The 12,263-nt window shown below is 72.3% G+C and carries 9 protein-coding genes; 6 read left to right on the forward strand and 3 right to left on the reverse strand.

The genetic code is table 11. The annotated features are described in order from the left end of the window. Window positions 1-307 precede the first annotated feature (307 nt). Both AC0KTA_RS24455 and AC0KTA_RS24460 read right to left on the reverse strand, forming a co-directional pair. The gene (locus AC0KTA_RS24455; protein WP_481050365.1) at window positions 308-1,309 is read right to left on the reverse strand and encodes a helix-turn-helix domain-containing protein; all 1,002 of its coding nucleotides are present in this window, start codon (window positions 1,307-1,309) and stop codon (window positions 308-310) included. Window positions 1,310-1,521: 212 nt separating this feature from the next. Continuing rightward, entirely contained in the window at window positions 1,522-2,421 is a 900-nt protein-coding gene (locus AC0KTA_RS24460) for a sugar phosphate isomerase/epimerase family protein (RefSeq protein WP_481050366.1), read from the reverse strand. 127 nt (window positions 2,422-2,548) lie between these two features. Between AC0KTA_RS24460 and iolC the strand changes: the two genes are divergently transcribed. From iolC to AC0KTA_RS24490, 6 genes are all read left to right on the forward strand, one after another. Continuing rightward, window positions 2,549-3,556, forward strand: coding sequence for a 5-dehydro-2-deoxygluconokinase (gene iolC, locus AC0KTA_RS24465; protein ID WP_481050367.1), 1,008 nt, complete (start codon window positions 2,549-2,551; stop codon window positions 3,554-3,556). A 142-nt stretch (window positions 3,557-3,698) separates the two neighbouring features. Further along, complete coding sequence (locus AC0KTA_RS24470) at window positions 3,699-4,586, forward strand: Cgl0159 family (beta/alpha)8-fold protein (RefSeq protein ID WP_481050368.1); 888 nt, start codon at window positions 3,699-3,701, stop codon at window positions 4,584-4,586. A gap of 31 nt (window positions 4,587-4,617) precedes the next feature. Next, window positions 4,618-5,421 (forward strand): 5-deoxy-glucuronate isomerase, encoded by an 804-nt coding sequence (iolB, locus tag AC0KTA_RS24475; protein WP_481050369.1) that lies wholly within the window; start codon window positions 4,618-4,620, stop codon window positions 5,419-5,421. After that, the gene (gene iolD / locus AC0KTA_RS24480) at window positions 5,418-7,325 is read left to right on the forward strand and encodes a 3D-(3,5/4)-trihydroxycyclohexane-1,2-dione acylhydrolase (decyclizing) (protein ID WP_481050370.1); all 1,908 of its coding nucleotides are present in this window, start codon (window positions 5,418-5,420) and stop codon (window positions 7,323-7,325) included. The genes iolB and iolD overlap by 4 nt, the downstream gene beginning before the upstream one ends. A 32-nt stretch (window positions 7,326-7,357) precedes the next feature. Further along, window positions 7,358-8,860: a CoA-acylating methylmalonate-semialdehyde dehydrogenase gene (gene mmsA, locus AC0KTA_RS24485; RefSeq protein WP_481056547.1), complete on the forward strand. Its 1,503-nt coding sequence runs from the start codon at window positions 7,358-7,360 to the stop codon at window positions 8,858-8,860. 313 nt (window positions 8,861-9,173) lie between these two features. Beyond that, window positions 9,174-10,619, forward strand: a complete 1,446-nt coding sequence (locus AC0KTA_RS24490; RefSeq protein ID WP_481050371.1) for an APC family permease — start codon at window positions 9,174-9,176, stop codon at window positions 10,617-10,619. A 335-nt stretch (window positions 10,620-10,954) separates the two neighbouring features. On the opposite strand, the gene AC0KTA_RS24495 is transcribed toward AC0KTA_RS24490, so the two are convergent. Beyond that, window positions 10,955-12,184, reverse strand: a complete 1,230-nt coding sequence (locus tag AC0KTA_RS24495; protein WP_481050372.1) for a threonine synthase — start codon at window positions 12,182-12,184, stop codon at window positions 10,955-10,957. Window positions 12,185-12,263 lie beyond the last annotated feature (79 nt).

The raw sequence follows: 12,263 nt of genomic DNA on the forward strand, positions 1-12,263 counted from the left end.
GGCCGGAACGGCCGACGGGGGAGCTGGGTGCGGCAATGGCGATCACTCGGCCTTGTGCCCCGTGAACGACACAGAGTGACCGGGAAGGGGCGTCTGTCGACCGGCTGTGACGCAAGACCCGCATACACGGGACATGTGTGACAGGAAGGGGGTGTTTGTGACGGAAGTGCCGCTTGCGGAGGGCGCGGTGGTGGGGCGTGTCCGGGGCGCGTGATGACGCGGCGTGATAACGGCGACGCGGCTGTGGGCGGGGCGGGGGCACGCGGGGGCTGCCGTGCGTCGGGGCGAGCGAGGGGCCGCCCTGCCGTCAGCGCCGCCGCGCGGCCCGGGGGAAGACCGCGCCGTGGCCGGGCGAACCGGGCGTGAGCACGAGGCTCGTCTGCTCGCCCGCGAGCCGCGCGGCCGACGGCGGGCCGCTGTGCGCCGGGAGCGGGGTGCCGCTCGCGTGCGCGAACTGACGCGGCGTACAGCCCGTCATGGCCTTGAACTCGCCGCTGAGGTGCGCCTGGTCGTAGAAGCCGCAGAGCGCCGCCGTCTCCGCCTGGGAGCGGCCCGCGGCGAGCAGCCTGCGGGCGCGCTGCAGGCGCAGGATCCGGCCCGCGGCCTTCGGGCCGAGGCCGATCTGCTCGCGGAAGCGGTTCTCCAGCTGCCGCACGCTCCAGCCGACCTCGTCCGCGATCCGGGCCACCGACGCGCTGCCCCCGGTGCGCACCAGCTCGTCCCAGGCCCGCACGGTCCGCGGCGAGCACGGCGGCCCGGTCCCCGACCAGCGGATGAGGACCTCGTCCAGGAGCGCGAAGCGCTCGCTCCACCGGGGCAGCGCGCCGAGCGCCGCCGCGAGGTCGCCGACTCCGTCCCAGCGGCCCCCCTCGGGCCGGACGCCGAGCGCGTCCGGGTCCAGGGCGCGCTCGGCCAGCTCGTGCTGCTCCGTGCCGAAGAGGGTGAACGAGGCCCACGGCGTGAGCAGCACCTCGACGCCCGCGAGCCGCCCGTCGTGCTCGCCGAGCACCGGCCGCGTGGTGAGCCCGGAGAGCACCGAGACCAGCGACACCGGCGGGCGCGCGGAGCCCGCGAGGCCCCTTATGCGCAGCCGGTCGCCGAAGCCGAGCATCAACGTGACGGCGCCGATGGGGACTTCGAGCCGGCGCCGGGGCGCGCCGAGGGCGAGCCGGAAGCCGCGGTAGCTGATCACGCCGGGCCGCAGCCGCGGGTGCGGGCGGGCGAGCGCGACCTCCCAGAGACCGTCCGGACCGTGCAGGGAGCGCACCGCGGTGCGCCTACGTGCCTCGTGCCAGCGGCCCGAGTTCATCCGGCCTCCCGCTCGTCGTCGGCACGGCGTGGCCCGCCGTACGACAAGCGTGCCGCACCGGGGCGCCACGCAGGAGGCCCGGGACGAAGCTACGGGGAAGCGGGCGCGACGAAATCCGCTGCGGTAACGGGCGCGCCCTGAAGGGGCGCGGGGAACTGCGCGCCCAGCCCCCACCGACCCGCAGGGAAAACACCGCACATCCAGCGAAGCGCTTACGCTCCGCAGGAGCGCAGGAACGACCGCGTCCGGCGGGCGATGGGCAGCGGCGCGTCCGGCTCGCACGGGTACATGTCCTGCTCGACGATGGCGAAGAGATCGACGTCCAGCCGTTGCGCGGCCTCGAGGACGGGGCCGAGCGCGGGCACCCCCGTGGGCGGCTCACACATCACGCCGCGCGCGACGGCGGGCCCGAACGGCATGTCCTGCGCGCGGACTTCGGCGAGCACGGCCGGGTCGACCTGCTTGAGGTGCAGATAGCCGAGGCGCTCGCCGTACGTCTCGATGAGCTTGACGCTGTCGCCGCCGCAGTACGCGTAGTGGCCGGTGTCCAGGCAGAGCGAGACCAGGTCGGAGTCCGTCGCGTCGAGGAAGCGGGTGACGTTCTCCTCGGTGTCGATGTGGGTGTCGGCGTGCGGGTGGACGACGATGGTGAGGCCGTAGCGCTCACGCACCTCGCGGCCCAGGCGCTCGGTCTGGGTGGTCAGTTCGCGCCACTGCGCGGGCGTGAGCGTCGCGTCCTCCAGGACCTCGCCGGTCTTGTCGTCGCGCCAGAAGGACGGGATGACGACGAGGTGGCGCGCGCCCATCGCCTGGGTGAGCCCGGCGATGGCGGACACGTGCTCCCACGTCCTGTCCCAGACGTCCGGCCCGTGGTGCAGGCCGGTGAAGACCGTGCCGGCGGAGACCTTCAGGCCGCGGCGGCTCGTCTCGTCGGCGAGTTGGGCGGGGTCGCTCGGCAGATAGCCGTACGGTCCGAGCTCGATCCACTCGTATCCGGACGCGGCGACTTCGTCGAGGAAACGGCTCCAGGGGACCTGCTGGGGGTCCTCGGGAAACCACACGCCCCACGAGTCGGGGGCCGAACCGATCCGGATGCGGGACAGCGTCGTCATGGCCGCAAGCCTCGCCGCCCGCCGAGAACAGTGTCAAGGACTAGTCCGAATGTCAGGACAAAATGTTGACAGGGTTCCTGGGACGGGATTAGACCTGAGGGAGGCGACAGGCTGCCTCCAGGAAGGGATGTGCAGGGTGACCGATCCGTACACGGATTCGTACGACCCGTACGAGCCGTACGACGTCATCACGATGGGCCGGATCGGGGTGGACCTCTACCCCCTGCAGACCGGGGTGCCGCTCTCGCAGGTCACGACGTTCGGGAAGTTCCTCGGCGGCTCGGCCACGAACGTGGCGGTCGCGGCGGCGCGGCTCGGGCGGCGCGTGGGCGTTGTCACGCGGACGGGACAGGATCCCTTCGGCACGTATCTGCGCGAGCAGTTGCGGGAGTTCGGGGTGGACGACCGGTGGGTCGGCGAGGTCGCCGGGCTGCCCACGCCCGTGACGTTCTGCGAGGTGTTCCCGCCCGACGACTTCCCGCTGTACTTCTACCGGCAGCCGAAGGCGCCCGATCTGGAGCTGTCGGCGGCCGAGCTCGACCTCGACGCGATCGCCGAGGCCCGGATCTTCTGGATGACGGGGACCGGGCTGTGCGCGGAGCCCAGCCGGACGGCGACCGTCGCCGCGCTCGGCGCCCGCTCCGGCGGGATCACGGTGTTCGACCTGGACTGGCGGCCCGCGTTTTGGAAAAGCACAGCTTGGAACGAGCCGGACGAGGCCCGGCCGCATTACGCCGCGGCGTTGCGGCACGCGAGTGTGGCCGTGGGCAATGTGGACGAGGTGGAGATCGCCACGGGGGTGCGGGAGCCTCGGGCGGCCGCGGGAGCCCTGTTGGCGGCGGGTGTTGAGCTTGCCGTGGTCAAGCAGGGGCCCAAGGGGGTGCTTGCCATGAACCAGGCCGGTGAGGTGGTGGAGGTGCCGCCGCTGCCCGTGACCGTGCTGAACGGCCTCGGGGCCGGGGACGCGTTCGGTGGGGCGTTGTGTCATGGGCTGCTTGCCGGGTGGGAGTTGGAGCGGGTGATTCGGTACGCCAACGCGGCGGGGGCGATTGTCGCCTCTCGGCTGGAGTGTTCGTCGGCCATGCCGTACGCGTCCGAGGTTGAAGCTGCGCTTCAGGCGGGGGCTGTCCTGTGAACCGTTGGCGTGACGGCACCCGGAACCGTGGGCGCCTTGAGGGTTGGGAGCCGCCCTGCGGCACGATTGCCCACAGCGGTGAGCGAGTTGCTCGGCGCGTTGCCCACAGCGGTAGCGGTAGCGGTACCGGGGTGGTGGCGTGATGTCCGTCGATGTGGGTGAGCTTGTTCGTACTCGGGTGCGGCACCCCGAAGCCATTGCCGAGGCGGCCGTGCGGCGTCGGCGGCGGGAGTTGGTCGGGGCGTCCGGGCGGCTGATGGTCATCGCCGCCGATCACCCCGCCCGGGGCGCCCTCGGGGTCGGCAAGGACCCCTGGGCCATGGCCGACCGGGCCGACCTGCTGACGCGGCTGTGTCTGGCGCTGTCGCGGCCCGGGGTCGACGGCGTGCTCGCCACCGCCGACATCCTGGACGACCTGCTGCTCCTCGGAGCCCTGGAGGACAAGGTCGTCATGGGGTCCATGAACCGGGGCGGGCTCGCGGGCGCCGCGTTCGAGCTGGACGACCGGTTCACCGGATACCGGCCCGAGGACCTGGACCGGCTCGGCTTCGACGCGGGCAAGCTGCTCCTGCGCGTCGACTACGACGACCCGGGATCCCTGACGACCCTGGAGGCCACCGCACGCGCCGTCGACGCGATGGCCGCGCGCAAACTGCCCGTGTTCGTCGAGCCGTTCCTGAGCCGCAGACAGGCCGGAGTCCTGCGCAACGACCTGAGCGCCGAGGCCGTCACCCGGTCCATCGCCATCGCCTCCGGCCTCGGCGGCACCTCCGCGTACACCTGGCTGAAGGTCCCCGTCACCGACAACCCCGACGACATGGCCCGCGTCATGGAGACCTCCACGCTGCCCGCCGTGCTGCTCGGCGGCGACATCGACGCGGACGCCAGGGACGCGGACGCGGCGTACGAGAAGTGGCGCGGCGCGCTGCGGCTGCCCACCGTGCAGGGCCTGGTCGCGGGGCGCACGCTGTTGTATCCGGCGGACGGCGACGTGGCGGGCGCCGTCGACACAGCGGTCGGCCTGCTGTAGCCGTGTCGTACGCAATCAAGAGGAGCCCCGCATGACGTACGTACCAAAAGGAAGTGCGGCCGACGGGACCTATTCCGTCGCCATCGACCCCAAAAGCGCAGCCTGGACGTACGCCGGGCTGCGCGTCGTCGAGATCCCGGCCGGCGGCACGCACTCTTTCGCCACCGGCGAGAGTGAATGGATCGTGCTCCCGCTGACCGGCGGCTGTACGGTGCACGCGGAGGGCGAGATCATCGAACTCCTGGGCCGCGAGAGCGTGTTCAGCGGAGTCAGTGACTTCGCTTACATTCCCCGTGACGCCCACATCCAGATCGCCTCCGGCGTGGGAGGCCGCTTCGCCCTGGCAGGAGCGAAGTGCGAGCGCCGACTCCCCGCCCGCTACGGCCCCGCGCCGGAGGTCCCCGTCGAGGAGCGCGGCAGCGGCGGCTGCGCGCGCCAGGTCCGCAACTTCGCGTCGGCGGACGCCTTCGACTGCGACCGGCTGATCGCCGTCGAGGTGATCACGCCGGGCGGCAACTGGTCCTCGTATCCGCCGCACAAGCACGACGAGCACCGGCCGGGCGTCGAGTCCGTCCTCGAAGAGATCTACTACTTCGAGATCGAGGGCGAGCACGGCTTCGGCTACCAGCGGGTCTTCCCCTCGCGCGAGGGCGGCACGGACACGCTCGCCGAGGTGCGCTCCGGCGACGCGGTGCTCGTGCCCGACGGCTGGCACGGGCCGTCGATCGCCCAGCCGGGGCACACCATGTACTACCTGAATGTCATGGCGGGACCGGGGGACGAGCGGGAGTGGAAGATCTGTTTCCACCCCGACCACACGGAGGGTTACCGATGAGCGAGACGAACGGCGCCGCGCGCGGCCTGCCCGGCACGGTGCGGCTCACGACGGCCCAGGCCCTCGTGCGCTTCCTGACCCGGCAGTTCACCGAGCGGGACGGCGAGCGGCACCGCCTCATCGGCGCGACCTGGGGCATCTTCGGGCACGGCAACGTGGCGGGACTCGGCCAGGCGCTTGTGGAGTACGGCGAGCAGATGCCGTTCCACCAGGGGCGCAACGAACAGGCCATGGTGCACGCGGCCGTCGGGTACGCGCGCCAGAGCGGGCGGCTCGCCACGCACGCCGTGACGACGTCCATCGGGCCCGGCGCCACCAACCTCGTCACGGGCGCCGCGCTCGCGACCATCAACCACCTGCCCGTACTGCTGCTGCCCGGCGACACCTTCGCGACCCGCCCCGCCGACCCGGTGCTCCAGCAGCTCGAAGTGCCGTACGCGGGCGACGTGTCCGTGAACGACTGTCTGCGGCCCGTCTCGAAGTACTTCGACCGGATCGCCCGCCCCGAGGCGCTCATCCCGGCGGCGCTGCAGGCCATGCGCGTGCTCAGCGACCCCGTCGACACGGGCGCGGTGACCCTCGCGCTGCCGCAGGACGTGCAGGCGGAAGCCTACGACTGGCCGGAGGAGTTCTTCGTCGAGCGGGTCTGGAAGGTGCGCCGCCAGGCCCCCGACCCCGCCGAACTCGCCGCCGCCGCACGCCTGGTGCGCGACAGCGACCGGCCGCTGATCGTCGCGGGCGGCGGCGTCCACCACAGCGCCGCCGAGCAGGCCCTGTCCGAACTCGCCCACGCCACCCGGATTCCCGTGGCCTCCACCCAGGCCGGCAAGGGCTCCCTGCGCCACGACCACCCCGCCGACGTCGGCGGCATCGGCCACACCGGCACCGCGACCGCCGACGAACTGGCCCGCACCGCCGACCTGGTGATCGGCGTCGGCACTCGCTACACCGACTTCACCACGGCCTCCGGCACCCTCTTCGCCGCGCCCGGCGTGCGCTTCCTGAACATCAACGTCGCCGCGTCCGACGCCCACAAGATGGCCGGCACCACGGTCGTCGCCGACGCCCGCGCCGCGCTCGAAGGGCTGCGGGACATGCTGGCGGGCCACCGCGTCGACACCACGTACGCGAACGAGTACGTCGACGACAAGGACCGCTGGGAGCTCCGGGTCGACGCCGCGTACGAAGCGGACGAACCGGATGTGCGGCCCACCCAGGCGCAGGTCCTCGGCCTGCTCGACGAGCTCGTCACCGAGGCCGACGTCGTCATCAACGCGGCCGGCTCGCTCCCCGGCGACCTGCACAAGCTGTGGCGGTCCCGCTCGCCCCGGCAGTACCACGTGGAGTACGGCTACTCCTGCATGGGCTACGAGATCCCGGCCGCGATCGGGGTGTCCCTGGCCGCGCCCGAGCGGCCCGTGTGGGCGCTGGTCGGCGACGGGACGTATCTGATGATGCCCACCGAGATCGTCACGGCCGTGCAGGAGAACATCCCGATCAAGGTCGTGATCCTGCAGAACCACGGGTACGCGTCCATTGGGGGCCTGTCGGAGTCCGTGGGCGGCGAGCGCTTCGGCACCGCCTACCGCCACCGGGCGCCGGACGGCACGTACACGGGCGCCCCGCTGCCCGTCGACCTCGCCGCCAACGCGGCCTCCCTCGGCCTGCCGGTGCGACGCGCGAAGACGGTCCGCGAGCTGCGGGAAGCCCTGCGCGAAGCGCGCGAGGCGGACGGTCCCACATGTGTCTACGTGGAGACGGAAACGGCAGACACAGTGTCGGGCCCGCCCCCCGCACAGGCGTGGTGGGATGTGCCCGTGGCCGAGACCGCGACGCGCACGTCGGCGGTCAAGGCACGCGAGGAGTACGACCGGCACGTCTCAGCCCGGCGCCGCCAGCTGTGAAAGGGACCCTTGGCATGACCAGCATGACGAGCATGACGAAGACCGTCGACCACTGGATCGGTGGCAAGAGCGTCGAGGGCGCGTCCGGTACGTACGGCCCGGTCACCGACCCGGCCACCGGCGCCGTGACGACCCGCGTGGCCTTCGCGTCCGTGGACGAGGTGGACGCGGCCGTGGCCGCCGCCAAGGCCGCGTACGCGACCTGGGGCCAGTCCTCGCTCGCGCAGCGCACCTCGATCCTGTTCAAGTTCCGCGCGCTGCTCGACGCGCACCGCGACGAGATCGCCGAGCTGATCACCGCCGAGCACGGCAAGGTGCACTCGGACGCCCTCGGCGAGGTCGCCCGCGGCCTGGAGATCGTCGACCTGGCGTGCGGCATCAACGTGCAGCTCAAGGGCGAGCTGTCCACGCAGGTCGCGAGCCGCGTGGACGTCTCCTCGATCCGCCAGCCCCTTGGCGTCGTCGCGGGCATCACGCCCTTCAACTTCCCGGCCATGGTGCCGATGTGGATGTTCCCGCTCGCCATCGCCTGCGGCAACACCTTCGTGCTCAAGCCGAGCGAGAAGGACCCGTCGGCCTCGATGAGGATCGCGGAGCTGTTCGCCGAGGCGGGGCTCCCGGACGGCGTCCTCAACGTCGTGCACGGCGACAAGGTGGCCGTGGACCGCCTCCTGGAGCACCCGGACGTGGCGGCCGTGTCCTTCGTGGGCTCCACCCCGATCGCCCGCTACATCCACACCACCGCCTCCGCCAACGGCAAGCGCGTGCAGGCCCTCGGCGGCGCCAAGAACCACATGCTGGTCCTGCCGGACGCCGACCTGGACGCGGCCGCCGACGCCGCCGTCTCGGCCGCGTACGGCTCGGCGGGCGAGCGCTGCATGGCGATCTCGGCGGTCGTGGCGGTCGGCTCGGTCGGCGACGAACTGGTCGCGAAGATCAAGGAGCGGGCCGAGAAGATCAAGATCGGTCCCGGCAACGACCCGTCATCGGAGATGGGCCCGCTCATCACGGCCGCGCACCGCGACAAGGTCGCTTCGTACGTGAAGGGCGCGGCGGAGCAGGGCAGCGAGGTCGTCCTGGACGGCACGGGATACACCGTCGAGGGCCACGAGGACGGCCACTGGATCGGCCTCTCGCTGCTCGACCGGGTGCCGGTGACGGCGGACGCCTACCAGGACGAGATCTTCGGCCCGGTGCTGTGCGTGCTGCGCGTCGAGACGTACGAGGAGGGTCTGGCCCTCATCAACGGCTCGCCGTACGGCAACGGCACCGCGATCTTCACGCGGGACGGCGGCGCGGCGCGGCGCTTCCAGCTGGAGGTCGAGGCGGGCATGGTCGGCGTGAACGTGCCGATCCCGGTGCCGGTGGGCTACCACTCCTTCGGTGGCTGGAAGGACTCGCTCTTCGGCGACCACCACATCTACGGCAACGACGGCACGCACTTCTACACCCGCGGCAAGGTCGTCACGACCCGCTGGCCGGACCCGTCGGACGCACCGGCGGGCGTGGACCTGGGGTTCCCGCGCAACCACTGAGCGCCTCGGCGCACCGAGCGAAGCCGTCCGCAGTGCGGACGGCTTCGTTTATTTTTCGGTGAACGGCTGCGGTTCCCGCACTGATCGCGTAAATCGGACGAGCAAGGCTCTAAATGGATTTGACCTTGCTATCGAAGGTTTGGCGATGCGATGTCTGGCCAGTGTCACCTACTTGGTGTCAACGTCTGGGATTCGATGGCGAGTTGATGATCGCCGGAGTTGCGGATTCCGTAGGTAATCGGCCATTGACGTTTTCCTGACGTCGGCGTTTCGATGAGCCGCACCCCTCGCCCGAGCCGATCGGAATCTCCGTATGACCGAAACGCTTCACACGCCGCCGCCGGCCGAGTCGGCTGTTCTGGACGCGGCCGCCGCGCCCGCGCCGACGGAACCGGCTCCCGCGGCCGCCGAGGCACCGCGCAAGCTGAAGCGTTCCATCGGCGTCGTCGGCGGCACCCTGCTCACGCTGTCCTGCGTGACGCCCGCGTCCACGCTCTTCGTGGTCGTGCCCGACCTGTTCTCCTCGCTCGGCACCGCCACCGCCCTCACCATCGCCATCGGCGCCCTGCTGTGCGTGGGCGTCGCCTTCTGCTACTCCGAGCTCGGCACGCTGATCCCCAGCGCGGGCGGCGAGTACGCGATGGTGTCGACGATGGCCGGGCGGCTCGCGGGCTGGCTGGTGTTCGTGCTTTCCCTGCTCGTCGTGATGATCGTGCCGCCGGTGATCGCCATGGGCACGGCCGACTATCTCGCCCCGGTCGTGCACCTCGACGCGTCCTGGGCGGGCGCCGGCGTGATGCTCCTCGCCACCCTCGCGGGCCTGCTCGACCTGCGGGCCAACGCGTGGATCACCGGGATCTTCCTGGTCCTGGAGGTGGTCGCCGCGGGCGTCGTCGCGGTCCTCGGGTTCGCACACGCCGAGCGGGGGGTCTCCAGCCTCACCGACCTCAGCGTGGCCGCGGGCTCCGGCTCCGGCGACGGCACGAAGACCGTCACCGCGATGCTGATCATCTCCGGGCTCGCCATCGCCCTCTTCGTCACGCAGGGCTTCTCCACTGCCGTGTACCTGTCGGAGGAGATGGAGAACCCGCGCAAGAACGTCGCTCGCACCGTGCTGCTCACCCTCGGCATCTCGGCGGTCGTGCTCCTCGTGCCGGTCGCCGCGATCACCATGGGCGCCCCCGACCTCGCCGCGCTCACCAGCGGCGACATCGGCGCCATGGTCGCCGCCTGGTCCGGCTCCGGCGTCGGCACGTTCGTCAGCCTGTGCGTCGCCCTCGCCATCATCAACGCGGGCATCGTCATGGTGATCCAGAACTCGCGGGTCCTGTTCGCCTCCGCCCGGGACAAGGCGTGGCCCACGCCCGTGAACGACGTCCTCTCCCGCCTCGGCCGCTTCGGCTCCCCCTGGGTCGCCACCCTCTTGGTGGGCGTCCCCGGCGCCGCGCTGTGCTTCGTGAACCTGGACACGCTGTACGGGGTGACCGGGGTGTCCGTGACGGGGATGTACCTGCTCGTCGCCGTCGCGGCGCTGCTTGCCCGGCGTGGGTCGCGGGCGGGGGCGCCCGCGTGGCGGATGCCGCTGTGGCCCGGGGTGCCGGTTCTGCTCATCGCGGTCCTCGCGTACGTGCTCAGTCAGCAGGAGGCCGAGTACCTCCTGTGGACCGGCGGCATCGTCGCCGTGGCCACGCTGTACTGGGCGTTCTACCTGCGCCCGCGCAAGGACAGCCGCTGGCTGGTGACGGTGCCGGGCGAGTAGCCCTCGCGGGGGGCGCCGAACTGGGGGCTCTGCCCCCAGACCCCCGCTCCTCAAACGCCGGAGGGGCTATTTCCCCACCCACCCGCCCTTTTCGCCCTTCGGGCGGGGGTTGCGCCTGGACCGGTTGTTTCCGGCGGGTAGTAAGGGTGGGTGGGAGAAAGCCCGTCCGGCGCTTGAGGACGAGCCGCGAAGCGGCGATCGGCGGGGGTCGTCCCACCCGCCCGGGACACCCACCCTGCTGGGGTCCAGGGGGCGCAGCGCCCCTGCCCGCGGCGGAGCCGCTGATCGATGCAGCGGGAAGGGGCGGGACTGGGGCGCCCCCGCGAGGGGCCCCCTCACCCCCGCAGCCGCCGCTCCACCCCCGCCCAGTCCTCCGGGTCGACCACCGCGGACGGCCCCGCCACCAACAGGTCCCGGTCCTTGAAGCCGCTGGACGTGGACACGCACACCACGGGGCCTTCCCCACCCCACTCACCCCGGGAAAGCTGCCGCAGGCCCGCGAGCCCCGCCGCCGCGGACAGCTCCCCCCACACCCCGTTCCGCGCCAACTCCGCGCGGGCGGCAGCCATCTCCTCGTCCGTGACGAGCACGGCGGCCCCGCCGCTCTCGCGCAGCGCGACCACCCCGCGGTGGCCGCCCACGGGACAGTCGATGGCGTACGCGGCGGTGGCGCCCACGGACACCCGCGTGAGCGTCCCCGCGCGCACGGACGCGGCGAGCGGACCGCCCGCGGCGGGCTCGCAGGCGTACACGCGCGGCACCCGGTCCGCGTACCCGAGCCGCACCAGCTCGGCGAAGCCCTTCCACGCGCCGAACAGCATCTCTCCGTAGCCGGTGGGTACGAACACCGCGCGCGGGACGGTGCCCAGCTCGGCGAAGATCTCGTACGCGAGGGTCTTGTAGCCCTCCGGGCCGAAGCCGTGCCCGGTGTGCGCGGCGGGCGTGAGGTTGCTGACGGGGTGGTAGCCGGTGCTCTCGACGATGCGGCGCAGCAGCGGCCACCGCTCCTCGACGGGCACCGGCAGCACCGCCGCCCCGTACGCGCGGAGGAAGGCGTCGACGGCGGGCGGCACGTCCGCCGAGGTGACGACGGCGCACCGGAGCCCGGCCCGCGCCGCGTACGCCGCCGCGGACGCGCCGTGGTTGCCGGACGAGGCGACGACGATGCCCTCCGCGCCTGCGCCGACGGCCGCGCTCACGGTGATCCGGTTCAGCCGGTCCTTGTGGCTCCAGGTCGGGTTGCGGGACTCGTCCTTGATCCACACGCCGTCCTCGAGCGGGACCAGCGGTGTGCCGCCCTCGACGAGGCCCGGCGCGTGCAGCGGGGGCAGCAGTGCCGCCCAGCGCTCATGGCCGCGCGGCCGGCCCGCCGACGTGGCCAGGTAGCCGGCGGGCACCTTGTCGTAGGCGTAGTCGACCTCCACGGGGTACGCGACGGAGTCCGTGCTCGTGGCCGGGCAGCCCTCGGTGAGCGGCGGCCACAGCGGATACCGGACGGAGGGGTCGCCGAGCGAGCGCTGGCCGGTGGCCAAGGATTCCGTGGGGGCCGCGAGCGGAGATGTCATGGGTCAACAGGGTAGGCGCCCCTGACAGTTGGCCGGCCGGGGCCGCGCCCTACCGCGTCGGTGGTACGCGGCCACCCCC

The sequence above is a fragment of the Streptomyces sp. Y309 genome (assembly GCF_056712025.1).

Coding starts and splice junctions, on each gene's coding strand:
- AC0KTA_RS24455 (WP_481050365.1), bottom strand. CDS start 1,309: ATGAACTCGGGCCGCTGGCACGAGGCACGTAGGCGCACCGCGGTGCGC.
- AC0KTA_RS24460 (WP_481050366.1), bottom strand. CDS start 2,421: ATGACGACGCTGTCCCGCATCCGGATCGGTTCGGCCCCCGACTCGTGG.
- iolC (WP_481050367.1), top strand. CDS start 2,549: ATGTGCAGGGTGACCGATCCGTACACGGATTCGTACGACCCGTACGAG.
- AC0KTA_RS24470 (WP_481050368.1), top strand. CDS start 3,699: ATGTCCGTCGATGTGGGTGAGCTTGTTCGTACTCGGGTGCGGCACCCC.
- iolB (WP_481050369.1), top strand. CDS start 4,618: ATGACGTACGTACCAAAAGGAAGTGCGGCCGACGGGACCTATTCCGTC.
- iolD (WP_481050370.1), top strand. CDS start 5,418: ATGAGCGAGACGAACGGCGCCGCGCGCGGCCTGCCCGGCACGGTGCGG.
- mmsA (WP_481056547.1), top strand. CDS start 7,358: ATGACGAAGACCGTCGACCACTGGATCGGTGGCAAGAGCGTCGAGGGC.
- AC0KTA_RS24490 (WP_481050371.1), top strand. CDS start 9,174: ATGACCGAAACGCTTCACACGCCGCCGCCGGCCGAGTCGGCTGTTCTG.
- AC0KTA_RS24495 (WP_481050372.1), bottom strand. CDS start 12,184: ATGACATCTCCGCTCGCGGCCCCCACGGAATCCTTGGCCACCGGCCAG.